This is a genomic window from Peribacillus sp. TH27 (genome assembly GCF_016650915.1).
GTDB lineage: Bacteria > Bacillota > Bacilli > Bacillales > DSM-1321 > Peribacillus > Peribacillus butanolivorans.
In genome coordinates this window covers 5236534-5263425 of the sequence record NZ_JAEKEV010000002.1, presented here as the reverse complement: position 1 = coordinate 5263425, position 26892 = coordinate 5236534, and the positions used below count along the sequence as shown (strand labels likewise).

General features: G+C 35.2%; 24 protein-coding genes and 2 pseudogenes. 6 read left to right on the top strand and 20 right to left on the bottom strand.

The window, feature by feature from the left end:
• The first annotated feature begins 973 nt into the window (after positions 1 to 973).
• Positions 974 to 2362 (top strand): cytochrome P450, encoded by a 1389-nt coding sequence (locus JFU24_RS26795; RefSeq protein WP_201223849.1) that lies wholly within the window; start codon positions 974 to 976, stop codon positions 2360 to 2362.
• 535 nt (positions 2363 to 2897) lie between these two features.
• Here JFU24_RS26795 and JFU24_RS26790 read toward each other — a convergent pair.
• The 6 genes from JFU24_RS26790 to JFU24_RS26765 all read right to left on the bottom strand — a co-directional run bounded on the left by JFU24_RS26790 (position 2898) and on the right by JFU24_RS26765 (position 7977).
• Positions 2898 to 3980, bottom strand: coding sequence for a hypothetical protein (locus JFU24_RS26790; RefSeq protein ID WP_201250727.1), 1083 nt, complete (start codon positions 3978 to 3980; stop codon positions 2898 to 2900).
• A gap of 387 nt (positions 3981 to 4367) precedes the next feature.
• Positions 4368 to 4568, bottom strand: coding sequence for a hypothetical protein (locus tag JFU24_RS26785; protein ID WP_201185533.1), 201 nt, complete (start codon positions 4566 to 4568; stop codon positions 4368 to 4370).
• A gap of 39 nt (positions 4569 to 4607) precedes the next feature.
• The gene (locus tag JFU24_RS26780) at positions 4608 to 5306 is read right to left on the bottom strand and encodes an ankyrin repeat domain-containing protein (RefSeq protein WP_201250726.1); all 699 of its coding nucleotides are present in this window, start codon (positions 5304 to 5306) and stop codon (positions 4608 to 4610) included.
• A 111-nt stretch (positions 5307 to 5417) separates the two neighbouring features.
• Complete coding sequence (locus tag JFU24_RS26775; protein WP_446728309.1) at positions 5418 to 5636, bottom strand: deaminase; 219 nt, start codon at positions 5634 to 5636, stop codon at positions 5418 to 5420.
• 209 nt (positions 5637 to 5845) lie between these two features.
• Positions 5846 to 6532 carry a response regulator transcription factor gene (locus JFU24_RS26770; RefSeq protein ID WP_053346696.1) on the bottom strand — a complete coding sequence of 229 codons (687 nt, stop codon included), beginning with the start codon at positions 6530 to 6532 and terminating at the stop codon, positions 5846 to 5848.
• On the bottom strand, positions 6529 to 7977 hold the full coding sequence (locus JFU24_RS26765; RefSeq protein WP_201250725.1) for a sensor histidine kinase: 1449 nt from the start codon (positions 7975 to 7977) through the stop codon (positions 6529 to 6531). Before JFU24_RS26765 ends, JFU24_RS26770 begins: the two co-directional genes overlap by 4 nt.
• Positions 7978 to 8353: 376 nt before the next feature.
• Here JFU24_RS26765 and JFU24_RS26760 point away from each other — a divergent pair, with 376 nt between their 5' ends.
• Positions 8354 to 8584, top strand: a complete 231-nt coding sequence (locus JFU24_RS26760; RefSeq protein ID WP_242485400.1) for a hypothetical protein — start codon at positions 8354 to 8356, stop codon at positions 8582 to 8584.
• A 741-nt stretch (positions 8585 to 9325) separates the two neighbouring features.
• On the opposite strand, the gene JFU24_RS26755 is transcribed toward JFU24_RS26760, so the two are convergent.
• The 10 genes and pseudogenes from JFU24_RS26755 to murQ form a co-directional block, all read right to left on the bottom strand.
• The gene (locus JFU24_RS26755; protein ID WP_201223841.1) at positions 9326 to 10054 is read right to left on the bottom strand and encodes a GntR family transcriptional regulator; all 729 of its coding nucleotides are present in this window, start codon (positions 10052 to 10054) and stop codon (positions 9326 to 9328) included.
• Between the two features lie 152 nt (positions 10055 to 10206).
• Complete coding sequence (locus JFU24_RS26750; protein ID WP_201223840.1) at positions 10207 to 11082, bottom strand: MurR/RpiR family transcriptional regulator; 876 nt, start codon at positions 11080 to 11082, stop codon at positions 10207 to 10209.
• A 24-nt stretch (positions 11083 to 11106) separates the two neighbouring features.
• A complete protein-coding gene (locus JFU24_RS26745; RefSeq protein WP_201223839.1) occupies positions 11107 to 12003 on the bottom strand; it encodes an N-acetylglucosamine kinase in 897 nt (298 codons plus the stop codon).
• 68 nt (positions 12004 to 12071) lie between these two features.
• The gene (locus tag JFU24_RS26740; protein ID WP_201250724.1) at positions 12072 to 13157 is read right to left on the bottom strand and encodes a DUF871 domain-containing protein; all 1086 of its coding nucleotides are present in this window, start codon (positions 13155 to 13157) and stop codon (positions 12072 to 12074) included.
• Positions 13158 to 13178: 21 nt separating this feature from the next.
• Positions 13179 to 13508 carry a PTS lactose/cellobiose transporter subunit IIA gene (locus JFU24_RS26735; protein WP_056524848.1) on the bottom strand — a complete coding sequence of 110 codons (330 nt, stop codon included), beginning with the start codon at positions 13506 to 13508 and terminating at the stop codon, positions 13179 to 13181.
• Positions 13509 to 13604: 96 nt separating this feature from the next.
• A pseudogene (locus JFU24_RS26730) lies at positions 13605 to 14949 on the bottom strand (6-phospho-beta-glucosidase).
• A 57-nt stretch (positions 14950 to 15006) separates the two neighbouring features.
• Positions 15007 to 15291, bottom strand: a complete 285-nt coding sequence (locus JFU24_RS26725) for a hypothetical protein (protein ID WP_056524851.1) — start codon at positions 15289 to 15291, stop codon at positions 15007 to 15009.
• Between the two features lie 74 nt (positions 15292 to 15365).
• Positions 15366 to 16656, bottom strand: a pseudogene (locus tag JFU24_RS26720) (PTS sugar transporter subunit IIC).
• Between the two features lie 48 nt (positions 16657 to 16704).
• Positions 16705 to 17013, bottom strand: coding sequence for a PTS sugar transporter subunit IIB (locus tag JFU24_RS26715; protein ID WP_056524858.1), 309 nt, complete (start codon positions 17011 to 17013; stop codon positions 16705 to 16707).
• 36 nt (positions 17014 to 17049) lie between these two features.
• Positions 17050 to 17934, bottom strand: coding sequence for an N-acetylmuramic acid 6-phosphate etherase (gene murQ / locus JFU24_RS26710; RefSeq protein WP_201185547.1), 885 nt, complete (start codon positions 17932 to 17934; stop codon positions 17050 to 17052).
• A gap of 348 nt (positions 17935 to 18282) precedes the next feature.
• Between murQ and JFU24_RS26705 the strand changes: the two genes are divergently transcribed.
• Entirely contained in the window at positions 18283 to 19893 is a 1611-nt protein-coding gene (locus JFU24_RS26705; RefSeq protein WP_201185549.1) for a glycoside hydrolase family 10 protein, read from the top strand.
• A gap of 210 nt (positions 19894 to 20103) precedes the next feature.
• Positions 20104 to 21261, top strand: coding sequence for an anhydro-N-acetylmuramic acid kinase AnmK (gene anmK / locus JFU24_RS26700; RefSeq protein WP_201185551.1), 1158 nt, complete (start codon positions 20104 to 20106; stop codon positions 21259 to 21261).
• Between the two features lie 412 nt (positions 21262 to 21673).
• On the opposite strand, the gene JFU24_RS26695 is transcribed toward anmK, so the two are convergent.
• Positions 21674 to 22138 (bottom strand): hypothetical protein, encoded by a 465-nt coding sequence (locus tag JFU24_RS26695; RefSeq protein WP_201185553.1) that lies wholly within the window; start codon positions 22136 to 22138, stop codon positions 21674 to 21676.
• A 691-nt stretch (positions 22139 to 22829) separates the two neighbouring features.
• On the opposite strand from JFU24_RS26695, the gene JFU24_RS26690 reads away from it, so the two are divergent.
• Positions 22830 to 23033: a hypothetical protein gene (locus tag JFU24_RS26690; RefSeq protein ID WP_053346701.1), complete on the top strand. Its 204-nt coding sequence runs from the start codon at positions 22830 to 22832 to the stop codon at positions 23031 to 23033.
• 200 nt (positions 23034 to 23233) lie between these two features.
• On the opposite strand, the gene JFU24_RS26685 is transcribed toward JFU24_RS26690, so the two are convergent.
• The gene (locus JFU24_RS26685; RefSeq protein WP_242485399.1) at positions 23234 to 23575 is read right to left on the bottom strand and encodes a DinB family protein; all 342 of its coding nucleotides are present in this window, start codon (positions 23573 to 23575) and stop codon (positions 23234 to 23236) included.
• A 647-nt stretch (positions 23576 to 24222) separates the two neighbouring features.
• On the opposite strand from JFU24_RS26685, the gene JFU24_RS26680 reads away from it, so the two are divergent.
• Positions 24223 to 25581: an IS1182 family transposase gene (locus JFU24_RS26680; RefSeq protein WP_201180978.1), complete on the top strand. Its 1359-nt coding sequence runs from the start codon at positions 24223 to 24225 to the stop codon at positions 25579 to 25581.
• A 167-nt stretch (positions 25582 to 25748) separates the two neighbouring features.
• Here JFU24_RS26680 and JFU24_RS26675 read toward each other — a convergent pair whose 3' ends face one another.
• Both JFU24_RS26675 and JFU24_RS26670 read right to left on the bottom strand, forming a co-directional pair.
• Positions 25749 to 26207 carry a hypothetical protein gene (locus JFU24_RS26675; protein WP_056524882.1) on the bottom strand — a complete coding sequence of 153 codons (459 nt, stop codon included), beginning with the start codon at positions 26205 to 26207 and terminating at the stop codon, positions 25749 to 25751.
• Positions 26197 to 26577 carry a hypothetical protein gene (locus JFU24_RS26670; RefSeq protein ID WP_242485398.1) on the bottom strand — a complete coding sequence of 127 codons (381 nt, stop codon included), beginning with the start codon at positions 26575 to 26577 and terminating at the stop codon, positions 26197 to 26199. Before JFU24_RS26670 ends, JFU24_RS26675 begins: the two co-directional genes overlap by 11 nt.
• Between the last annotated feature and the right edge of the window lie 315 nt (positions 26578 to 26892).

Below are 26892 nucleotides of genomic sequence, written 5' to 3'. Positions count from 1 at the left end.
TTTAGAAAGAGGCTTTAATGCAATTACAGGCTATAAAACATTTAGAAAGATGTAATATTTCAAAAAAGCTGATTGGTGTTAGTTGCCAATCAGCTTTTTATATATGAATAATTCTTAGTATTTCAGCTTCTTTCCCCTTGAAAAGGCGGCTATTTTATCAGCAGTTTCTTTTGTCTTGATTCTAGAAATCGCTGTTCAACTTCCACTTTCCTTGATATTTCTTTCCATCCATCTTGAAGTCAGCAAACACTTCCTAAAACAGTTCAGACTTGAGCTCAAAGCGAGGGTATGCGTCTGAATCCTGCCAGCTGTAAATACATCCGACACGCGCCTTTGTTTCTATAAAATACTATACGCTCTTGATGCATTCATACCACAACCCAGTCTGCACAAGCTCTCGCATAGAAGTAAATTCTTTAACCCATATATTAATAGGAACTTCTGATATACCCTATTCGTCGCTTAGTTCTCGTACCGAATTACCCGAGTGATCAAGATTTACTATGATTTTCTTGAATTTATTATTATATTTTTCACCTGTATTCTTTCGTTCCATGACGATCAACTTAACTAAAATGTGCCCATGAAACTATACTAACTCCAATTATCATTCTACAAAATTGATTAACTCTCTTATCTTTTCTAAAAATTGTTATTTTCTATGTTTAACTTATCGAAAAAACTTTATTGAAGTTAGCTGAATAAGAAAGGAGATTAAGCAATTTACCCAATACCACTCGTTTATTAAAATAAATTTATCTTCCATTGTGTTTTACTTTACAATTTCTTAAACATTTTAGCCTCGGTTTTAAACTGTATTCCATTATCCACATTTGTAATTTCATTCAATTTGTTTAAACTTTTTTAAAAAAAATATTTGTTAGTCTTCTTTTTAACAACCTGTCCAAACCAATTAATACTTTCCTCATAGAATGATTAAAAGTACTTATATCGAAATGGAGGAAACAAACCATTGAGTGACACAGATTTATTACATGATTCTCCCAAGGGCCCAAAAGGAAGACTAATTACTGGCCATTCAAAGGAGTTTATTTCAGATACACTTGGCTTTCTTACCCACTTAGCAAAAGAATATGGAGATGTTGCTAAAATTCGTTTTGGACCTTTCCAAAATGTTTACTTCATTTCAAATCCAGATTTAATTAAGCAGGTACTTGTAACAAAACAAAAATCCTTCTTGAAATCTAAGGACTTCCATGCTTTAAAACCATTACTTGGAGAAGGCCTTCTTACAAGTGAAAAAGAAATTCACATGCGCCAAAGAAGGCTTATTCAACCTGCTTTCAAAAAGTCTCATATTAGCAATTATGCACAGGATATGATTGATATAACAATGAACTATATTTCCACTTGGAAAAACAGGGAAGAACGGATTATGACGGAGGATATGATGAGCCTTGCTCTCGGTATTATCAGCAAGACCATGTTCAGTATGAACCTCAAGGAAGGATATGACGAGCTCGGGGAACCTATAGAATCATCTATGAGAATTGCTGTTAAAAGGATGAGAACACTTCTTCAATTGCCACTATGGGTTCCAACTAAAAATAACCGTGAATTTAAAAATTCGATACACAGACTTGATACAGTGATTTATAACTTTATTGAAAAACGTAGGGCAGATGCAGAGAGACATGAGGATATGCTTGGGATTCTAATGGATGCTCGAGATGATGAGGATGGTTTAGCTATGACAAACCAGCAGGTACGTGATGAGCTAATGACCATTTTCCTTGCCGGTCACGAAACAACTGCAAACGTACTTTCCTGGACCTTATACTTGCTTTCACAACATCCTGATGTGGAAACTAAACTTTTCAATGAAATAGATAGCGTAATCGGTAATCGTAACCCTACACCTGGCGATTATATGAAATTAACGTACACACAAAATATTATCATGGAATCAATGCGTATATACCCGCCTGGCTATATCGTATCACGGAAAGCGGAGGAGGATGTAGTAATAGGAGGATATCATTTTAAAAAAGGCGATATGATCTTGATAAGTCAGTATGTTATGCACCACAAGCCTGAGTATTTTGATAATCCAGATTCTTTTAATCCTGAGCGATTTGAAAACAACTTTGTGAAAACTCTACCTCAGTTCGCTTACTTTCCGTTTGGCGGAGGTGCGAGAGTTTGTATCGGTAATCATTTCGCAATGATGGAAGCTGTGCTTGTCCTAGCGTGCATTGCTCAACGATATCGGATAAGGCTTGCGCCGGACCATCATGAAGTAAAACCACTTCCGTCTATTACACTTAGACCAAGGCGTGGATTGCGCATGATAGTCGAAGATAGAAAAGAGTCTTTTCGTGAACCCTTAGTTGATGAATAGTAATATAGATTTAAATGACTTGAGGCGGCCATTTGACTTTGAAGTATTTGGGTGTGTTGGCCATTTTAGAAGATCCTATTCTTTCAGTAACCATTTTTAGCAGATTTTTCGTAGGAGACATAATATCACGTTATAGATTTCTAAGAAAACACTATTTATTTTCACCTCTGAAACAAAGAAACAAAAGGCTGCAATGTTCTTCTTCAAGAAAGCATTGCGGTCTTTTCATGTTTCTAGGCATTATGCCAAAATGATAGATACATATATTTAAAGCTTCAGGATAGCTATTAAATTATTGGACACATGAATTTATATCACCGGCATGAAAGATTGTATGGCTATTTTTTACACTTGCTGGTTTTGAAACAAGGATCATTTCGAATCTAGTAAATTATGTTGTTAGCTTAATTGCATGGGGTTCCGCCAACATTTTGACATAAAACCTAGGCTACGACATTTTATGTCAATAAAAGCCAATTCCCTTACAAGAAAAAGAGAGAGAACATTAATTGTCTCTCTTCCTTTTTACTAAATTTCACTTAACTATTAAAGGTATATAATCTGCAGTTGCCCAATTGTTCATGGGTACTACTTTATATTTTACACCAGTCTTCAATGTGTTATTTGTAACATCGAAAATACCAACCGAACCTTTACGAGAAGAGAAACGATATTGTGCTTGTACCGTGCTTCCATCTTCGCCTTGCAATTGTATGCTTCTGCCTGCAAATAACTCCATGCCTGGGTCTTTATCTAATACAATTTTAATAGTCTTGTTATCAATAGCTTCTGCCGATTGAAGTTTAAGTGGAGCGATGTATTGTGCCTTAAACCTTTTATTTTCAAGATCTGCCCATTTTGATTTCACTGTATAGGTTACACCTGGTTTCAATTGTTGTCCTGCTGGTAATCGAAATTTTGGAGCTTGTCTTCCATCTGTTGCTTGTGTAAAAGGAACGTAATTCGCAACAAAACGTTCTCCGTTTCTGCCTGTAATCGTTACAACACGATCACGTAAGGACGAAATAATTTCGAAACGTTTCCCATTTTCGTCTTTGTTTCTGTTATCTAATTCAAATGCTAAATCACCTCGACCTGCCCGATACGCTTCGATAATATTTGCGTAGTCTGTTACACCATCCTCTAAAAATGATTCCAATTCAAATGTGTCATTTGTTACTTGTTGGGTGTTACGAATATTTATTTTCTCATCTGTTCCTTCAAAGGTTTTTACTCGTTGCCCTTTGTAGCTTATTGAGTATTTGGTGTCATCCTTTTGAATTTCAACTGGCACGATGTATGTGCTTTTTGCTCCTGTTTTCAAACGTGGTACATTGACTATGCTCATGCCATGATTAAATTCGAATTGTTTCTTAATATTCTCCAAATTGTTTGGATCCACATCTTCTGCAACTAACGGTTTATTAAAAGTGACCTGTAAAGTCATCGTATTCAATACGTTTATGTTCGTAATCCTTGCTTCTTGTTGTTTCTTCTCTTGTTCTACTAGGTGGTTACTTGAAGCCTCTACGTTTAATGTTTGGTTATATGTCGCTATTCCAGACGATATTACAGATACAACTAATACAGCTGGTACTATACGTTTTTTTATATTCATTTTTCTCTATCTCCTTTATTTTGTTATTTGTTATAAAATTTATAATACAAGTAACATCTAAACTGGCTATAAAAAAATTCTTAATAAAATATTAAATTTATTAATTTCTTTTACTATGAAAACTACATAAAATAGGGAACTCTGGACGAATAGGATCCCTCTTTTCAACTTGATATATTATTGAGTTCTTATAGATTCTCTTCTTATTTTGCTGTTAAAGTGACTGTATCTGGGCTTGCCCAGTTACCCATAGTTACTACTGAGTATTTGACGCCTGATTGAAATGTATTATCGTTTAACACATCAACGATTCCATATGGTCCTTTGCAGGGGGAGAAGCGGTATTGAGCTTCTATATTTCTGCAGTCATCACCCTTTAATTCCACTTTACGACCGGAAATAGCTCCATACCCAGAGATCTTTATCAAAAGTTATCTGGAACGATTTGTTGTCGATTGCTTCTGCAGACTTGAGTGGAGGTGAGGCAATCGCTTCAGTAATAAAGCGTGGATTTTTGATTTTTGCCCAATCAAACATTACGGTATATGTCGTATAAGATGTTAAATTTTGACCTACTGGTAAACGCAACAGTTTGATTTCACCAGTAGGAAGGCTTAGAACATCTGGTTATTTTGCCCCTTCTTTTGTCAAAATCTGTTCAATCTCTTTAAAGCCTTTCTCGCGGGCATGTTGCAAAGGAGTCACATTATTATGATCAGCTATGTTCACATCTGCCCCATGATCTATCAGTAATTGTACTGTTTGCTGCTGTTTTTCATCTCCATTACTCAATATAATTGCCTCCATTAGAGCCGTCCAACCTAGGTTATTAACATGATTTATATCAATATCAGTATTGGTAAGAAGTTCTTTTATCACATTCACATAGCCATGTTCCGAAGCAGGGATCAAAGCAGTTCCTCCATAACGATTGGTAATCTTGGGATCCACACCTGCATTAATTGTAAGCTTCAGGATTTCAAGGTAACCTTCTGCACCCGCATATAGGAAGGGATTGTTTTTCATGTCATCTTGGATATTAACATCTGCACCTGCTGTAATTAGGATTTTTGCAGTCTCAACATCATTGTTATAAGTCGCAATCATAGTGGCAGTTCGCCCTTCGGAGTCCTGTGTATTAATATCTGCACCTACCTCAATCAACCTGCTTATCGTTTCTGTTTCTTTCCGTTCTGCTGCTTGAATTAGTTGTTCATTCACTCCTTCTCTCTCCTTTCCCTGTATTTTCAGGTCTTCCTTGTCATCTGAGACACACCCTTGAAGCAAGAGAATGCATCCTATGATTACTGCCAGCCACTTCCACATAAAATACACGTTCCTTTAAAATTTGTTATTATCACTGTTTTTCTTGACCCATAAATCAAAGGCCTAGATGCACTTTTCATCTCAATATTATGAAAGCGTCCTTCTTTCTGATCACTCCAAGACACATACGGCAAGGTTCACCACTGGCTTAAATCTCTCAAACGGAGAGAAATTCGCTTCCCGAATTGCTTTCATTTCGGTGTGAATTGTCGGTTTCCTTGTTTCCAATGCATCATTAATACCAATAGCAATGATTTTCCCGTTTTGTACAATAACAGCCCCAAAGGGAAGTTCTCCTTTTTCAGGTACATTCTGATGTGCCTGAAAAATGTCTTATTCTAGTAATTATTGAGGTTCCATGAAATATTCCTCCCTTATAAATTTTCAGTTAAACTTTTTTATTCCGTCTTAAATTATGTTAGTACTTAATCCTAAACTCCCTCTAAACAATTTCTTAAAAAAAGATAAACTTATTAATAAAATTTATTAATGTTTATAAAAAATACCCGCCACCTATGTGACGGGTCAAAACACATTATTTAAACATTAAAGCGATATCCGGCTCCCCAAACGGTTTCCAAGAATTTTGGATGTGCAGGATCTCTTTCGATTTTTTCACGTAATTTTCTGATATGGACGGTCACAGTTGAAACATCCGCAGCTGACTCCATCCCCCAAATTCTTTCATAAAGTTGCTCTTTGCTCAACACTTGGTTCGGGTGCATCACAAGAAACAGTAACAAATCGAATTCCTTTGTAGTAAACGGAATTTCCTCTCCATTAACATGAACTTTTCGCGCCGACTTATCGATCGAAATTCCATGAACGAAAACTGTATTTGTTTTGGCTTGACTTCCTGCTAAACGTTCATAACGGGCTAAATGCGCTTTCACTCTAGCAACCAGTTCATTTGGACTAAAAGGCTTTGTAATATAATCGTCTGCCCCTAAACCAAGACCTCGAATTTTATCAATATCTTCATTTTTGGCGGACACAAGCAAAATTGGAATGTCTTTGACAGCACGTATTTGTTTGCATATCTCAAATCCATTTACTCCTGGAAGCATGATATCTAGAATAATTAAATCATTATTTTCTTGAAGTGCCTGTTGAAGTCCAGCATCACCTGTATGTTGAATATTGACACTAAAATCATTAATTTCTAAATAATCTCTCTGCAATTCTGCAATGCTAACATCGTCTTCAATAAGTAATATTTTTTTCATATTTCCTCACCTTTCTTTAGGGAAAAGAAGACACTTGTGCCTTTTCCTATTTCGCTAGTAGCCCAAATATCCCCTCCATGCTCGTGAATAATTTGTTTTGCAATCGCAAGTCCTAAGCCACTTCCGCCTGTCTGAGAATTTCTTGATTGTTCTGCACGGTAAAAGCGATCAAAAATGTAAGGTAAAGCAGATGGTTCTATTCCTTGCCCGTTATCTGCTACTTGAACGACTACATCATATGGTCCTTCATGCAGAGAAATGGCAATGTTCTTTTTTTCTTTATTCGTATACTTCACACAATTACTGATCAGGTTAGCCAATACGCGTTTTAATTTCTCTCTATCTGCTGTCACGTTTATCAGTTTATACATAATATGAAGTTCAATCTGGATCCCTTGTTGAAGTAAATCCAAATGAAGCTCGTCTACGTAGTCTCTCATATATTTATCCAGTTCGACAGTTTCAAAAGTGAATGGTTCTTTTTTTAAATCCAGCTTAGAAAATAAGAACAGTTCATCTATCAATGAATCCATATCTTTAGCTTTTAAGTATACAGTTGATAAATACTTTTCCATTTTCTGCGGGGTGTTTGCTACACCGTCTTTTATACCCTCAACATATCCAATAATCGAAGTAATTGGCGTTTTCAAATCATGTGAAATATTTGATAGAAGTTCTTTTCGATTTTCCTCATACTGAAGCTGGATAGTAACGGACTCTTTTAATTTTATTCTCATTTCATCAAACGTTCTATTTAATTGTCCGATTTCATCATTCGAAGTAGCTTTGATTTCAAAGTTTAAATCTCCTGATTTTATTCGTTTGGCACCTTCTTTAAGAACTGAGATGGGCTTGATGATGCTTCGTGAAACTAAATAGTTTAAAAGCCCAATAATCATAATAAACAAAAATAGCAATAGACCAAATAAAATTGGAAACAACTCTCGAGCCAACTCGGCATAGGAACTCGCCTTTCTCAATACAAAAATACTTCCTTTGCTTTTATCCAAAAAATAAAAATCAAACTTCACATACGTGAAAAAAAAGTCTTCGATTTTAATCGTATCTCGCGTATTGATGTTTGTTTCTTCAAATCCAGGAAGCGACTTAACCAATACCTGCTTATCCAAAGAGGGGGAAGCATACTCGATGTTCGTATCTTTTCTAACGACAATCTCGATATCCTTCTGTTCAATTTTCTTCAGCTGCTCTTCGTTTAGAAGCTGTGTAGGATTATTTTTAGCCAATAGCTTTAAATCGAGAAACGCACTTTCTTCTATTGTAGTCAATGGTTTTTGGACATAAGATTTTTTGTAAAAATACTCTATAGATTTTATATCGCCCGTTATCGCAATAATAATTAAAAACCCAGCCGCTAACAATAAAGTGATAGAAAAAAGTATCACTCCAACGTAAGACAACAGAAATCTCGTTTTAATTGACATGTTAATCACCTCAGTACTTACTTTTCACTCTGCTTCTTAAAAGTATATTTGGCACCATATAAACAATTTTCCTTAGAATTTTTGTTTTTTATTCAGTATGGTGTATTAAACACCTTATCACTAGCTTGTGCTTAACATGGAGATTTACCATTTACAAAGAAACTAAAAGAACAATAACATACAAACCTTAAAACTTTCTAAAATATGTATGAAATATCCCTAAACATCTTAAAATATTTTGTTGAAATATCACATCAGACCGAACTTGGTCGATTTCAAAATGGGATAATTCCAACCGATTGACTGCGCTAGGTCTTCTTATTTTTTCATGAAAAGGCAGAAGTATTTTTTCAGGGAATTAAAAAGGATGAATAGGATGAGTCAGGTAAATGCCACTTCTCTAAAATTTTCTAAAAAACGGGATATTATCAGTGAGCTTACCCTATCAGGATTACACTCTGCAAGAATGGGTCGATATAGAAGAAGACCTTCCAAAGACCATAAGATGGTAGAAGGTGCTTTAAAACTACACACTTCTCATCAATATAACATCAAAGAAATTACGGATATGACGGGTGTTAGTAGATTAGTATTATATCGAGATTAAGAAAAAATTTAACCTTGGGGTTAGAATAGAGGGATTATCCTGTGGACATAAGAGCAACGGAACTACTTGCAACTGATAAAAGAAAGGATTTCTTGACAATCCCTTCTACTTTAAGCAATTGAGAATCAGCATACGACTATACCCTTACACAAGATGATATGGAAGAAATACGAAAACACTACGGTTTTTCTAACTTTTCTGTCCACTCAGATCGGGTTATTTAACAATCATTACTAACATGCTGACACACGAAAAGGCGATCCTTCTTAATATAGAATCGCCCTCTTTATATTTGGTTTTCAGGAATCAAATATATCATTTACAAATTATTGTACCTATTCATTTTTCACTAACAAATTTTATTAGGCTTAAGAAAAATATTAAGCGATTATCGTCAACGAGTTTCTTCTATTAAAAACAACAACTTTTTATCACATGTTCCGTACTAAAGCTGGCACCTTTGATAATTAAGGGTATCCCCTTAATTGGTTGTTATAGGAAGTTATATGATTGACTATCAAACTACTTAATTCGTCGTATTTTCACTCCCAAACTTCCCAAAAACAAATTAACACTATTTTTTGAGAAGTACGTTTTAGGATAACTACTTAGAGTCCATATCATCCTTTTTAATACTAAAAAGAATTAGCGTGGATTTAAATGTACCCAATTAGAGGTGAAGACAACATACCTGTTAATATCGTAGTCCTCTCACTTTTTGCTTCTATCGCCTTTTACTAATTATGATAGTCGCTCCATATTCATTGTGAATTTATATCGATCTGCACGGTAGACGGATCTTACAACCTCAAGTGGTTTTTTTGTATCAAGCGTGCTTATTCGTTCAATTAGCAATACCGGGGCCCCTTCAGCTATCTCTAGCATTTCCGCCTCTTTTTTTTGAGCAATTGATGCTTCAATCACCTGTCTGCCATGCTGAATTTTCAGGCCAAACGTTTTTTCTACATAGCTATAAATGGAGGTTACGGCTATTTCTTTCGTTAGACCCAGGGCAAGATCTTTTGAAATATATAGCATCTCATATGCCATCGGCTGCTGATCAGCAAGCCTTACACGTTTCAGCTCGAAAATAGGAGTTCCTGCTTCAACCTCAAGCTTTGCAGCGAGATCATGATCTGCGTTGACCTCTGTAAAACTGATAACACGTGTACTTGGTTCAAGTCCTCTTGAACGCATATCCTCTGAAAAGCTTGTTAATCCTTGCAGGGGTTGCTCGATTTTATTGTGGGCAACGAATGTTCCTTTTCCGCGCTGCCTGTATAAATAACCCTCATTCACAAGATTAGAAATGGCTTGTCTCACCGTCATCCTGCTTATTTCATATTTTTCAGTGTATTCTCTTTCTGAAGGTATCATCTCGCCTGGCTCTAATTCATGGTTTTGAATCGCTTCTTTAATCGCCTCTTCAAGTTGATAATAAATCGGAAGCGGAGAATTCTTTTGGATCATTTAGCGTACATCTTCCTTTCATCGTGATGTAATTTTGAAAAGGCATCCTGATCGGGATCATCTCAAGCTAAAATAGCGTAAAATCATTCCTGATCCTACCAATGCTTTTTGAAAGTAAAAAACACACGATAAAAAATTTCGGCAGATTAGATTCACTTTTCTAAAGTATCTAGATTTCTTTTTGTGAATTTTAATACAGATTCTCTTGAACGTTCAATTTCATTTTTATTCTCATTATAGAACTTTGAAACATACGCATAGAAAATAATACTAACCGTTAGAAATTGTGCAAACAGGGAACTTGTTGCTGCGCTTCGAAATTTAGCCTCTGGTGCACGTACATGGTGTAAAGACATATCGACTTTTTTAGTTAATCCATTGTTCCCCAATCGCGATAAACCAATTGTTTTAATACCATATGCTTTAGCAATATCAACAAGTTGCAGAACTTCTTCAGTTTCGCCACTATTAGATATACAGAAAAAAACGGTATTCTTTGATGATGCAGCAAGCGCTGTGGCAGTAATATGAGGGTCTTGATTTGCACTTACAATCTTTCCTAACCGTAACCATTTCTGTGTAATATCTTCAGCAATGAGCCATGAAGCTCCTATTCCATAGACGTAAATTACATCTGCACTTTTCATGGTTTCAATTATATTGTCTAGAACGGCTTCATCCAAATAATGTGCGGTTTCTTGTATAGCTTGTACAGAGTTAGAAACTATTTTATCTTTAATGGACGCTATTGTTTCATTAGGTTCAATGTCATAGAAACCTTTTTTCTCTGGTTGCGAAATAAGAGATGATAAAGATACCTTTAGTTCTGAAAAGCTGTTAACTTTTATAGAACGACAAAATCTTGTTACAGCCGAACTGCTGGCATTGGCTTGAGAAGCTAATTCATGTATAGTCATTCTTATAATATCCTTTGGATTTTCTAAGATATATTGTGCAATTTTTCTTTCTGATTTAGGCAATTGATTTAATAAACTTTCAATTCTTAATAAAACATTTTCAACGTGCATATTATTTTCTCCCTTGATCTTTAATTAACTTATATGCTTCAATGCTATGTAATAACAACCTAATGTAGAAGATACGTCTTCTAAAACTAGTTTTACTTCCGGTTTTTCAAGTTTAATATGATTAATAAAAGAGCTTTGCACCAATGGTATATTAGCCAATATACTACCTTTAATTGCAATTGTAACATTCTCACTAAAATTCAACTTCTTGCAAACATCAAGGCTATTCTTAGAAAGGTGATATCCTGCCTGTCTAAGAATATTTTGCGAGAAATCATCGCCAGTTTCTGCATGTTGGACAATTAGTGGAACAAATGCAGCAATCTCGGCTTTCGTTGCGGTATAAATAAATTTCTTCAGTTCTAATACACTGTGATAGCCAAGTTTTGTAAGTATTAACTTAGTTAAATGGCTATAATTTAATCCCTCATCTTCTTCTTTCGTCATTTTTATAAAAGTCTGCATGGCAATCCAATAGCCGCTTCCTTCATCCCCAAGAATGTGTCCCCAGCCACCAGCCAATTTCTCAATACTATTATGAATTCCAATACTTACAGAACCTGTTCCTGAAATTGTCAAAATGCCATCTTTTCCTTTTAGTAAAGCAGCATGAGCAATAATTCCATCATTTACAATTGTAAATGGGGTATTAAATGCCTTGCTTAATGCACTTTTTATCCCCTGTGGATTTTCAACTCCTCCATACCCTGCTAATCCTAAGCAAATGTAGTGACAATTTCCATTATTAATAGGAGCTACGCATTGTTCAATTGCCTGAATAATGTTAGCAATGGCTTGTTTTTCATTTATAAGCAAATTTCCATAACCCGATTTGCCTTCACTTAATTTATTACCCTCTAAATCATAAGCAACTGCTTCGGTTTTAGAGCCACCACCGTCAACACCGATAATATAACTCATATCATTCTCCTATTCAGTAAAAAAGGAAGGAGTATCACTGTTCCTTCCCTTTATCTTCTTTGAAGATTCTAATTAATATTGAATTGGAATTTCCCCCATGGTTCCAAATGATCTAGCAGAAAAATTTCCTCTTCTGCTAATCGGCCAACTACATTTGTTTTCCCTGAGTTCTTCATTTCTTTCAATGCAATCTGCAATTCACCTTTATATTGTCCATAGAGCTCATTTTCAATTAAAATATCACCACGTCTAATATCAGGGGTGAATGTTGGTTTAAAATCTTCATTCTTATATTTTACGCGTGATTGTGTGGAGCGAATAAGATAATCAGATACGTCTCCACGGTAAAAATGAAATTCTTCCAATACTATTTTTTTCTCTAAATCTGTTATAGTGTCGTGAAGATTAACATTAAATGTTATCAAGCCACTGTTTAACATACTAAGATGTTTTAATTCATCTTCAGATGCGTAGGCATTTGCAATAATTACATCATCAATTAATCCAGTTGCAAATAAGTGCTTCGCTTGTGTAGTAATGGGTAATTCCCGGTGCATTTCTAATGTACATAATCCTTCAGTTATAGGCCAAGGTCCATACGTCGCTGCATGTGAGCTAATGAAAGCTGCCGTGTGAATATTATGCTTTTTGAATTGTTCACAGCATTTTATAAAATGTGGATAGCTCAATCCTGCATAGCGATGAGGATAGAAGTTATGTGATCCAACTAAATTTTCTTTTTTAGGTTTGTAATCCATGATATTTTCTAAATATTTTGTTGCATTGCTCATGTTTATTTCAATTTTTAAATCATATGGATTATGTGTCATAATGGACTCTTCATTTCCTGTAAAACCCATGTCTAGCCTAATTCCATACGCACCTAACTCTGCAAAGAATGATAAATCATTATAAGATATACCTAGCGCCCCAAATACTCGAGGAGCAATATCGACCATCACTTCCATATTCAATTGATTTGCAAACAAAATCGTTTCTTTAAATTCTTTTAAAATCTTCTCTTTATCGCCTTCAACTGAAAGCAAGCAAGTAAAAATTTTTCTGAATCCATATTTGTGTGCAAGCGCAATGTATTCTATGTCTTTATCAACGGTTGAATGTTCTGGATAGATAGAAATACCAAGTTTCCCCATAGTTTAATCACCTCTATTTTTTTACTGTTGTGGGGCTAGTTTTTTTATAATACGAATCATATGTTCAATTAGTTTTTGTTCACTCATTGCCGTCATTAAGTGATCCTGAGCATGAATCATTAATAAAGTTTTTTCACTGGGAACTCCATTCAATTCAGCTTGAATTAACTTGGTTTGTGTCTTATGGGCCAAATTTAATTCTTCCTCAGCTTGTTTAATTAGGTCTACAGCTTTTTCAAAATTAAATTCTTCCGCTTCTGCCAATGCTTCAAATGCTAATCCTCTCGCATTTCCACTATGTGATATTATTTCAAAAATTTCCATTTCGTTATTGTTAATTTCAGATGACATATAATTACACTCCTATTTAAATATATTATGAAAGTAATATTCTCATTAAAAAGATTGGATTATAGTATTCCAGTTTGAATTACTGGAGAAAATTTACTAAATGTTAGGCAGACCATTTTGATTGAAGAATTGTGGTAAGTATTCTTCATGCGCTTTTAACAGTTTTTGTAAAACCAATTCAGCTAGATCATCACTTGGAATAAGGGGGTTAATAGTTAAAGCTAATAATGCTTTATCATAAGAACCTGTAACTGTCTGCTTCTGCACCTATTCTTTCAAATGATTTAATTTGTTGAATTAAGCCATGTACTTGTACGGGTAATTTACCCATTGTCATAGGAATTGGTCCATTTTTGGTGACGATACAGCTTACTTCGACTGCTGAATCATAATCAATTTCAGTAAGCGATCCTTTGTTTTGTACATTTAAAACTTGAATGTCTTTTTTATCATTATAAATAGAAGAAATTACATTACACGCTGCATCGCTATAGTAAGCACCGCCGCGTTGCTCTAATTGTGGAGGCTTGATGTCAAGAGTTTCATCTTTGTATAGGTCAAACAAACCTACTTCTAATTTTTTCACAATTTCAGCTCGAGTTTCTCCTGATTTGAATGCTTCTAACTCATCATCTAAAATAGTTTGTGTTTTGTAATAATAGCGATGGTAAGGACAAGGTACAACTCCTAATGATTTCAAAAATCTTCGGTTCCAAGCCAGAGGAGCAATATTCTTCATCGTCATCTGAATTTCTGGATTACCCAGCATTTCAAGCACTTTATCTGTTACTTCTTGATCATCAACGAACACATGCATCCCGAATACCATATGATTTAACCCAGCGAAATCTATGTGTACTCTCTCCATTTCAACACCCAACATTTTAGAAATAGACATATGCATATTAAATGGGACATTGCATACCCCAATTACCTTTTTATGCTTGCTGTAACGGAGAAGAGCTTCCGTTACCATTCCAGCTGGGTTTGTGAAGTTAATTAACCATGCATTGGGGCAAAGCTCTTGCATTTCTTCTGCGATTTCTAGAAGAACAGGTATGGTTCGTAGTGCCTTAAACAAACCACCTGCACCATTGGTTTCTTGACCAATTAATCCTAATTCTAATGGGATACGCTCGTCTTTGACTCGTGCATCAAGTAAACCAACTCTCATTTGCGTTGTGACAAAATCAGCATTATGCAATGCTTGACGGCGGTCTAATGTTAGATGAATTTCCATTGGAACTCCTGCTTTTTCTACCATTCTCCTTGCTAAGGTTCCTACAATCTCAAGTTTTTCTCTTCCTGCTTCAATATCCACTAACCAAAGTTCTCTAATAGGTAACTCATCAAAACGTTTAATAAAACCTTCTATTAATTCTGGTGTATAACTAGAGCCGCCTCCAATTGTGGCAATTTTTAATCCTTTTTTCATTTCCATTTTCCTAACACCTCATAGTAAGCATTTATTTAACAAAAAAAGCCTGCAATTTTTCATTTACGCATAGATAATTGCATAACAAACCAGTGCGCTTACTGCTAATAAAGACAAGAACAAAAGTGTCGCTTGTTTCTTGTTTTTAAACTTACCTTCAACCAAAATAATAACAATCGTCAATCCTGCGCTTATGGCAAAGGTATTTCCTAAGTACAGTGATAATTGTTTATCTATCCCAAAGGCATTCATTAATGTGTTAAAGATAAAATTAAAAACAAGAATAAAACTAAAAAATAGAAAGGCACTTTTGTAACTAAAAAAGTGAATTCTGGTTGTTGAATTCATGTTTATTCTCCCTCTCTCTATTATATTAAAAGGAGTTTGGAGCTTTTAGTCCCAAACTCCCTTTCAGATATTCCTTATAAAGCGATATTTTTATTATCTGTTGTTTCTACCATGTTTTCCTGTGCCAAAAGCTTTTTATCGTACATTTTAAAGAATGGCAGATAAATAACAACTGAGATTGTTAAATTCACCAGCACGAGAATAATTGCTCTCCAATCACCGCCTGTTGAAAGATAGGCACCTATTGGCGCTGGTAATGTCCAGGGAACCATTACATATGTGGGGTTTACTAGCCCAATAGACGTTGCTATATATGCAAGTGTCGCACCAATTAGTGGTGTTATTATAAATGGAATAATCAATATTGGGTTTAATACAATTGGCATCCCAAAGATAACTGGTTCATTGATGTTAAAAATGCTTGGAACAATTGTTGCTTTCCCCATGGCTTTACTATAAGTAGATTTTGCAGTTAAGAGCATAGCAATTACTAACCCCAAGGTTGCACCAGACCCACCAATCCAAATAAACCATTGGAAGAATGTTTCAGGAGCTACGTGAGGAATTGCCGTCCCAGCTGCGACTGCTGCTGAGTTATTAGCTAAGTAAACTTCCCAAACTGGACGAGCAACGGCACCTACTACTGATACGCCATGAATACCAAATGACCAGAAGAATGTAATCAAAAACACTGGGATTAATACACCTGGCAATGTATCGCCTGCACTAATAAGTGGTGCAACCGCTTTATCAACAAGTGAATGTAAATCAACAGCAAACACGACTGTAATTAAGGTCATAACAAGCAGAACAATTGTAACCGGTATTAATGCTTCAAATGATCGGGCTACTGAAGTTGGAACAGAATCCGGCATATTTATTGTAATATTTTTGGTCTTACATAGACGTAAAGTTTCAACAGCAAAAATGGATACAAGCATTCCTACAAAAAGGCCATGGCCTCCGAGATTTGTCATTGGCAAAACAAACCCTACACCATCCATCATTTTTACACCTATTGTGAACAAAAAGGCCGCTAATGATAGTAAACCTCCTGATAGTGGATCCAATTTATAGCTTTGAGATAAACTGTACCCTATACCAAAAGTAATATATAGCGTCATAATAAACATCGTTAATCGATATGGTATTAAAATTTCAGCTATATGTTTTGCCGCCCATTCACCTAATGCAGTGTCTGCTCGCAACTGGTGGAAATGCAATGATAAGGAATAAACTCCCAAAGATGATGAATGGTAAAGCAGAAACCACACCATCACGAATTGCGCGTAAATGTTTTTGTTCAGACAATTTAGCCATGGGTGTTGAAAGATTGTTTTCTAAAAAAGCAACAAACTTGTCCATTCGTGTTATCCCCTTTTAATTTTTAATAGTTAAGACATACTTGTTAGATTATTTTTTTACTAGTTCGGTTATTAGTTTTAATAGCGTAGGGCCACCAAGTGGACTGTATGCTTGAGCTGGAATGACTTGACATGGGACTCCAGCTTCATCCGCAGAAGCCTTAAAGCCATCAAAACGATGTTTGACTTGAGGAGCTACCATTGCAACATCCCAACCGTTTCGAACCTCTGAATCAAATTCTTGAGTGCCAACTGCTAATACATCTATATTTACACCCTGTTTTTCCCCTTCTTTTTTTAAAGCGTTTACAACAATTGCACTTGACATTCCACCTGAACATACGAATAATACTCTCATTTTTTGTTCCTCCTATTATTTTTTTATAAAAAAGCTTTAAATAGCTTTTCTTATGAATCCTTGTGCCATTTTTAAACGATTTGATGCTTCTTCATATGAAACATTCGTTAAAATCATGACAATTGCAATTTTGGGCTGGGAATGTGCCTTTTCTAAAAATTTATTTGCAACTTCATAACTGCAGTCAGTAGCGTCCATAATAATACGTTTTGCACGTTCAACTAGCTTTTCATTAGTCAGTTGTAAATCTACCATTAAATTCCCATAAACTTTTCCAACTCCCACCATTGAAGCTGTAGAAAGCATGTTGCATACTAACTTTTGCGATGTTCCAGCTTTTAACCGTGTAGAACCAGTCAGTACTTCAGGCCCGTTTACAACTTCAATAGCAACATTGGCAATTTTCCCTATCTCTGAACCTTTGTTGCAGCTTATCGATACTGTTCCTGCTCCAACTTGATTGGCATATTCCAAACCGGCAATAACATATGGAGTGCGTCCACTAGCCGCAATGCCTACTACAACGTCTTTGTTTGTTAATTGAATCTTCTTTAAATCTTCAGGACCTAATTCAAAACTGTCTTCAGCACCTTCAACTGCTTTAATGAATGCGCTTTCTCCTCCAGCAATCAGACCTACTACTTCACTAGGAGCAGTATTAAATGTTGGCGGGCATTCTACGGCATCCAATAAACCAATTCGTCCACTTGTTCCAGCACCCATGTAGATTAATCTTCCGTTCTTATTCATTGCTGCAACGATCATCTCCACAGCTTTTGAAATTTGCGGAAGTTCTTTTTTTACACAATGAGCAACTTTTATGTCTTCATCGTTCATCACCTCTAAAAATTCAATCGTTTTCATTTCATCTAAGCACATAGTCTTTTCATTACGACACTCTGTCGTTAAATGCTCTAGCATACATATCATCCTTTTTTATCATTAGTGAAAGTTTCGAAATTTCTTAATCTATAGAGAATATAACACTATTAAAAATTAATTTCAATAATGTGTATACTTTTCTAAAAATTAATTTTAAAATAAACATAATATAAATTAATAATTTTTAATATTCTACTAAATATGTTGTTCTATCCTAAAAGCTACTAGCTATTTCATTAATCAAACCTTTGTATTTTTAAATGACCTTTTTATAGTTTAGAAATTATCCTCTATTCATTTAGATGACAAGTAAGTATATTCATCATTTGTTACCGCTTACAAATGATCATATATAAATAAATATTAAGAAATGAGGTTGTACTATTGATGAATGAAAGAATTTCAAAGAGAAAATTAGGTTCATTGGCAATAGCTGCTTTTGTGGGGGGATCGCTTCTCCTGCCATCTAATTTGATTGTAAGTGCAGAATCCGAGTCTATCCCTCAACAAACGGCTTATATAAAACAGGAACTGCGCGCAACTTGGATTGCAAGTGTGTTAAACATTGACTGGCCCTCAAAGCCCGGTTTATCAGTTTCAACTCAGAAAGAAGAATTTATAAAATATTTGGATGAACAAAAAGCAATGGGTATGAACGCTGTCGTTATGCAAATCAAACCCACTGCTGATGCTTTTTATCCTTCTGAATATGGTCTTTGGTCACAATATTTAACAGGAGTTCAGGGGAAAAATCCAGGATACAATCCTCTTTCATTCATGATTGAAGAAGCCCACAAACGAAATATGGAATTTCACGCCTGGTTCAACCCGTATCGTATTACTATGCCTTTAGGAAAAACGGCTGAACTCTCAGACCTTGATAAACTACCAGAATCTCATCCTGCTAGAGAGCACCCAGATTGGGTCATACCATATGGACAACAATTGTACTTTAACCCGGGTATTCCTGAGGTACAGCAATTTGTGATTGACGGTATTATGGAAGTTGTTGAGAATTATGATATAGATGCAGTTCACATGGACGATTATTTCTACCCTTATAAAATTGAGGGTGTCCCTTTCCCTGATCAAGCTTCATACAAAAAATATGGTGCAAGTAAATTTACAAATGTAGAAGATTGGCGGAGGGATAATGTAAACAATCTTGTTAAGCATATTAATGAAGAAATCAAAGCAGAAAAATCATATGTGAAGTTTGGTATTAGTCCATTTGGAGTTTGGCGTAACAAAGCAGTAGATCCCACTGGATCTGACACTGCTGCTGGACAAACAAATTACGATGATTTATATGCGGATACAAGAACATGGATTAATAATGGATACATTGATTATATTGCCCCACAATTATATTGGAATATTGGATTGCCAGTAGCTGACTATGCAAAGCTACTTAATTGGTGGACAAAAGAAGTCAAAGGTAAAAATGTTCAGCTCTATATTGGACAAGCTGATTATAAAATAAATACAGAGTCTAACGGTGTACAAAACTGGTTTAATCCAGAAGAAATGCCAAACCAGTTAAAATTAAATCGAACATATAAAGAATTTGATGGAAGCATGCATTTCAGTGCAAAAGATTTACGTAAAAATCCCCTTGGAGTAGCAGATCGTTTAAGCAACGACATTTATAAATATCCCGCATTAGTTCCACCAATGCCTTGGATAGATAATAATGCTCCAAAGGCTCCAAATGTTAGCAGGTCAAAACAAACAGGTGCTGGAATCCAATTTGAAATTCAAGATCACAAGCATTCAGATGCATCATATTATGCAATTTATCGTTTTGATGGGAAGAAAAAAGGAAACATAGAAGATTCAACGAACTTACTGGCTACAGTTCATAAAGAAAAGAAAAGTCAATTATTTATTGATCACACTGTACAAAAAGGAAAGACTTACACATATGTTGTGACTGCCTTAGACCGTACTCACAATGAAAGCAAACAAACAAAACAGATTAAAATAAGAATAAAATAATCATCAAAATATATTTTAAGTGTGAAATAAATGAAAAAAAATCTTGTAAGCGTTTTAGAATAAGTATAAATCCTTGAGGACATTACAAAAGACGAAATTTATACATTTAAAACCATGCTAGAAGGGGCCTCAACTTTAGTATAATTTTATTCTTGAAAATTATTGATTAACTAGGATTTTAATAGACAATTAAAAGTAGGTGGAATGACAATGTACATAGTAGGATTAATGTCTGGAACATCATTAGATGGAATTGATGCAGCACTTGTTCGTGTGAATAATACTGGACTAAAAACTGAAATAGAAATGATTGAGTTCATAACATATCCTTTTCCAAAAGATATTGAAAAAGAAATTATGCAGTCTTTGTCTGTAGAAACATCAAATGTGCAGTTAATTTGTAGTTTGAATTTTAAGCTAGGAAAATTATTTTCAGATGCAACAAAGGAAGTTTGCGAGAAAGCTGGACTCCCTATTGAACAGTTGGATCTTATAGGATCCCACGGACAAACTATTTACCATCAGCCTTTGCAAGAACAAAACTGGGTACCTTCAACTTTACAAATTGGGGAACCTGCAGTAATTGCCCACGATACAAACACAATTGTAATATCTAATTTTCGTACGATGGACATGGCTGCAGGAGGACAAGGAGCTCCTCTCGTTCCTTTTACTGAATATATTCTTTATAGAAGTGAAACGAAGGGAAGATTGCTTCAAAATATAGGAGGCATTGGAAATGTAACTGTTTTACCCAAGCAAGCTTCTCTGAATGACATGTATGCTTTTGATACAGGACCTGGAAATATGATTATTGATGAAGTATGCCGCCAACTTTTTAATTTAAGATATGATGAAGGTGGTAAAATCGCTAAACAAGGACTAATTAATGAAGAGCTTTTATCATATTGTTTCAGCCACCCATATATTATGAGCCCTCCACCAAAATCAACAGGTAGAGAATTGTTTGGTAGGCAATATGTAGTAAAGCTATTAAAAATGTTTGAATCACTTCCCAGCCAAGATATTTTAGCAACTGTAACGATGTTTACAGCAAAATCTATTGTGGAGAACTATCGCGCTTACATCTTTCCAATAACCAAAATAGAAGAAGTAATTATTGGTGGTGGTGGCAGCTACAATAAAACGTTATTGGAAATGATCCAGTCATTACTTGGAAATTCTATTCAAGTCTTGACTCAAGAAGAATTGGGATACTCTTCTGAAGCAAAAGAAGCTGTGGCATTTGCTCTCCTTGCAAATGAGACTTTTCATGGTAACCCTAGTAACGTTCCTAAGGCTACCGGTGCTAAAAATGATGTCATTCTTGGAAACATAACCTTCCCTCCTTCTAAATCATTGAATTAAGAAGAAAGCATCCTATAAAAAATGTAAAATAGTTAGATGTGATGTTTCATATTCCCCTTCGATGATATATCTTAGGGGAATTTTCATTAAGATTTCCATAAGTAAACATCGAAAATAACCGTTTTATTATGATACTTTTTGCAAAGGTCAAAGAATGGACGGAACTATGAATACACCAGATGATGATCTGATGATTCCCGCTAAGATAATGGAGAAAAAGAAAGTAATGATTAAAATAATCCAGTCCTCACCTACAATCTTTAAAACTCATTATCCGGATACCGAACTTCTATTGAGAACAAGATCATCCTTCTTATTCATATACTACGTATATTTATTCCTTCAATAAAAAAAGGACTTACTTCCAAATAGCAAATAAATTCTCCTTTGGAAATAAGCCTGATATTAGAAATTACCTATTCACGTCTTCCATAAAGGACTGCAAATCTGCTTTTGTTGCTTTAGAGAACTGTTTGATTTTTTCTACGTTTTTAACCGGGTTTCCAGATTCACCAATTAAAGGATAAAGGTTTTTCTCAATTCTCTCATACCAATCGGGGTACTGATCTTCTACTTGCTTTTCAATCGTATCCCAGCTAGAACTAATTTCTTTGCCAATTTCCTGAATTTTAGCTGAGTCAGCCCTCGCATTTACTTCTTGATCCAAGGTACTTATCGATTTAAGTACAGTATTGACTCCATTTTTAATAGCCTTGTTTGTCCCATTATTTTCTTTCATATTAGTAACTGGATTTGCTTCCTCTAATTGTTGTTTTGGCGTACTCCCAGTTTCTTCCGGTTCGACTGTATTATTGCATCCAGCCAAAAAGAGCGTTCCGAAAATGAATCCAACTACATATAAACGAAAAATTTTCAATGTTTTTCCTCCCTTATACTGTAAAATAACAGGTACCTCCCACAACGGTATACAAAATGAACCCTTCATTCAATCCATTTTGATTTACGCGGGCCAATAGCAACCTCTCCATCAGTTGGTATTTCCATCTTCCCCATTTTATAAACACCTCTTCATTAGGGAGGTAATATCTTTATGAAAAATTCAATTCTTTAAAAAAAGTTTTAACAAACGTCTTATTGAGCTTTATTGCCCGTTTGATGAATATTTGGTATGAACTTATAATCTTTCATCCTGCCGTGTTTTTTTTTGTAAAAGGTCGCGGATTTCCTTTGAATATTGATTGGATGCTGGTACCTCTTCCACGTTCACTTATTTTTTTACAAAATAGAATTCGCCATCTTCATAAACAGGAAAATCACATAGAATTCCTCCTTAGTTTTGAGTTAGATTATACTCATACCTTACTAAGGAGCCCTATTTTTTTCAAAGTCGAAAAATAACGATCTATAGGAATGCTAACCTGCCAAATTAGCACAATAAGAAAAAGCTGCCACATATACAGCTCCGATTGTTAATGAATCTTTTCTCATTGATTCAGGAACTAGTTCGTGAAAGAAGATGAAATATAATCCATCTAAAAAAGTATTGGATTTTATTTTGGATCAATTGTTCATACTAATATAAAATACCTGTTAAAAAAGGAGAATATATGCCAAATCAAGAAAATAATAGCCTTAATCCAGTCCCACATAAAAATCAAGTTAATCGATTAAATAAAAAGATTGATACATACGACATACTTAAACAAGCAATGGAAGTGGATACAGATGTCAATGAAGACCCAAATCGGGAAAGATTATTGGATGAATCAGTCGATTCTTTTCTAGAATCGAAAGAAGAATGGGAATATTAGAGCAGGAAATGTCGTCACACATGTCCTATTTTAAAGGAGCACCTAATGCTTTTATATTCAATTATCCTTCCATTATTTGAATAAGAAAAAACGGTACTTTAATTATCACGCCCTTTAATACAACAAATTATTGCGTAAAAAACCCTCTTGCACCTACAAAGAGGGTTAACTATATAGGTTGAATTATTAAGAATCGTTCTTTAATTGAAAACCTGATTTTTTAAATGGTGTTCCATATGTTCAAGATAGTCTTGAATAAGCCACTCGAGAGTCTTCATTTGATTATTACCAATATCACATTGATACGCTAATTTTTCATAAGGCGTCTTAGCAATAATTTTTATTATTTTTTTATTTAAGCCACACCATAGATTTATTATTTCTTCAATTGATATATCTTGATAATCCTGTATATCCACCCACTGATCTTGATTATATGGGGTAAGGGCAAATGGTTGTTCTTCATATTGAATTTTGATAAATCTTTCAAGATTATTAATAGCAGAATCACATAAATGGCCCAAAATCTCTTTTTTGACCATTTATCTGGCATAGGTCTTTGTGACACCTCTAATTCAGACATCCCACTGAACTCATTCGGGACCTTAATTATCCAATTATTTATTTTATCAACTACGCTCTGCATATTTTTCTCCTCTCATTGTTTAAAGTATTTCTTCATTTTATCAAGCCTCTTTAATAAAAAGAATAAACATTTAAATCATTCAGAATATATGCATTACCTTCTTCAAGTATCCTGACCCATTAGATCCCCTAGATAAAGGGTGCTGCAGCAACCTCCCTTTTCGCATTCAAGTGGAAATACCTAATATTGATTCCAATTATTTACCTGGATATTATTATAGTGGAATATAAAAAACGACTATCTTTATAAAATAGTCGTTTCAGACTGTAGACAAACTCGATGAAAATCGAGTTTGTCTACAGTTTTTTGAGGGGTTGTAAAAATTCGACGTTGATTTCCACTCCAGGCACTCGCTTTCTGCGGGCGGTCAGGGAGCCTCCTCGGCGCCTTTGCGCCTGTGGGGTCTCCCTTGGACACGCATTTCCCGCAGGAGTCTCGCACCTTCCGTTCCAATCAACTTTGTTTTAACAATTAGATATAACCACTTTTGCCTACAGTCCTTTTTGTTTTAATATAGAAGTATTAAAACTTGAGGTGATGACGATGCTTTCGAAACATAATTCTATTCAGCGAGATCAACTTGAAATGATTACTTTGGATCAACTGGTGCCAGCGAACCATTTGGTTCGTAAAATTGAGGGAGCCATTGACTTCACTTTCATTTATGACTTGGTGAAAGATATGTATTCAGAGATAGGGCGCCCAAGTATTGATCCAGTTATTTTAGTTAAATTGACATTCATTCAATATACCTTCGGTATTCGTTCGATGCGTAAAACGATTGAAGAAGTTGAAACGAATATGGCTTACCGTTGGTTTTTAGGTTACGGTTTCCATGATAAAGTACCTCACTTCTCAACGTTCGGGAAAAATTATGAGCGTCGCTTTAAAGATACAGACCTGTTTGAACGGATTTTTTATCGTATCTTAATGACAGCTTCAGAAAGAAAGTTAATAAGTGCAGAGCACGTATTCGTTGATTCAACACATGTGAAAGCCAGTGCGAATAAGCGAAAATTCGAAAAGAAAATCGTTCGTAAGGAAACACGAGCATATCAAGGACGCCTTCAAGAAGAAATAAATCAAGATCGTGAAAACAATGGAAAGAAGCCTTTTCCACCGGATAAATTTGATAAAGAAGAAACCAAAGAAATTAAAGAAAGTACAACTGACCCTGAGAGTGGCTACTATGTAAAAGATGAACGAACAAAACAGTTTGCCTATTCATTTCATGCGGCTGCGGACCGCAACGGTTTTGTGCTGGGGACGATTGTAACACCGGGAAATACGCATGATAGTCATATCTTAGAGCCTCTTGTTGAACAAGTGATTGAGAAAGTTGGAAAACCTGAAGCTGTTGCCGCAGATGCAGCTTACAAAACACCAGCCATTACAAGCTACCTTTTTGGGAAAGAAATCACACCAGCTTTACCCTATACACGTCCACGAACAAAAGAAGGGTTCTTTCGCAAGCATGACTATGTTTACGATGAACATTTTGATTGTTATCTCTGCCCATCGGGCGAGATTTTAAAGTACTCAACAACAAATAAAGAGGGCTATCGCGAGTACAAATCACCCAAACACACTTGTGCGACATGCTCATTTTTATCACAGTGTACAGTAAGCAAAGACCATCAAAAAGTGGTGACACGCCATATCTGGCAAAATTATATGGAAGAAGCAGATCATCTGCGTCATCACAAGGATGTAAAACCTATATATGCGAAACGTAAAGAAACAATAGAGCGTGTATTCGCAGATGCAAAAGAAAAGCATGGTATGCGTTGGACTACTTTAAGGGGACTTAAAAAATTGTCGATGCAGGCGATGCTTACTTTCGCTGCCATGAATTTAAAGAAGATAGCCAATTGGACATGGCAAGGTCCAAGAATGGCTTAATAAAGTGGGCTCGTAGAGGCCCAATCTCTTAATCTTGAGCAAAATTCAAAGGGAATTTCAAAAGGGGTCCGGAATTAAAACATTCCGAACCCCTTTTGTCTACAAACTGAAACGACTATCTTTATAAAATAGTCGTTTTTTGTGAAAATATTGCATTTAAAATTTGTTCATTTAAAAATGGTAGAGATAATTTTTTCTGTCGTCATCTCACTATCTACCACATATGTTCCAGGACGTAATCCGTTGGCCTTACCTTTCTTTTCAACTTCATCAGAAAAATCCTTTGCATTCTTAATGACTTTTGCTCGTTGAAGGGTTTTACCAACGTCAATACTTGTCGAACCTTTAGACACTTTTAGAACTGTACGGTATACGACCTTTTCTGTTGTTTCTGTTTTCGCTTTATCTTTAATGGATTTCGTTTCAGCAATCTGATCTTCCCACTCTTTTTCTGAATGTATGACATATCCTTCAGAAGATAGCAAATCTTTCATATCATCTTCTGACAACTTCTCTGAAGTCTGTGTTCCGGTCGCTTCACTGGGACCAAAGAAGTATACTGCACCGCACAAACCCGCCGCAACAATAAGACCTCCTGCAAAGCTGCGCATTGATTTAGATGTCATTGGCAACATTACTCCTTTCATTATTTGTTTTTATGTAAGGAGTAAGCAAGCGTTCTATCTCATTTTCTGACTGTTGTGTTTTCAATGCGATGCTTTCAAATGAATACCCGCGCTTATGTAAGTCGAGAACCTCACGTAACAAGAGCCGCTGTTCAGAAGAACCTGCAAAAATGCCTGTCTCTTGTGCTGTAATTTCAGCATCTATCTCGATTTTTCGTATTTTTTCTTGTAGTTGATTTACTTCATCTCCAAAAGTACTAGAAAACTGTTCTAATTGTTTATCCACTTTTATTGAATCCGTTTTAATAAACGACAAAATGAACAGTAAAACTGCTACACCAAACAAAATGACTAACGCCCATTCCATCATTCTATGTCCCTCCTTAATCTTTGAATCTAATTTCTCGCTTTCTAATTATATATTGATTCGTACGAAAACTCGATTTAAATGAATAAAACACCACAATAGTCTCGTAGTTTATACAGAAAAATACATAATTAGCCTATTTCCAAGTTTATCAACAGCCAACACACTCATATCTATCATACCATATAAGGACAATGTTACCATAAAAAAAAGACTTGTTGCCTATCAGAATAATAAGATGAAGATTTTTTATCATGTTAGTTTTTAGCCCACTCTAATATGAGGTAAACTCTGACAAAAAGAACAAATTGTATTAGC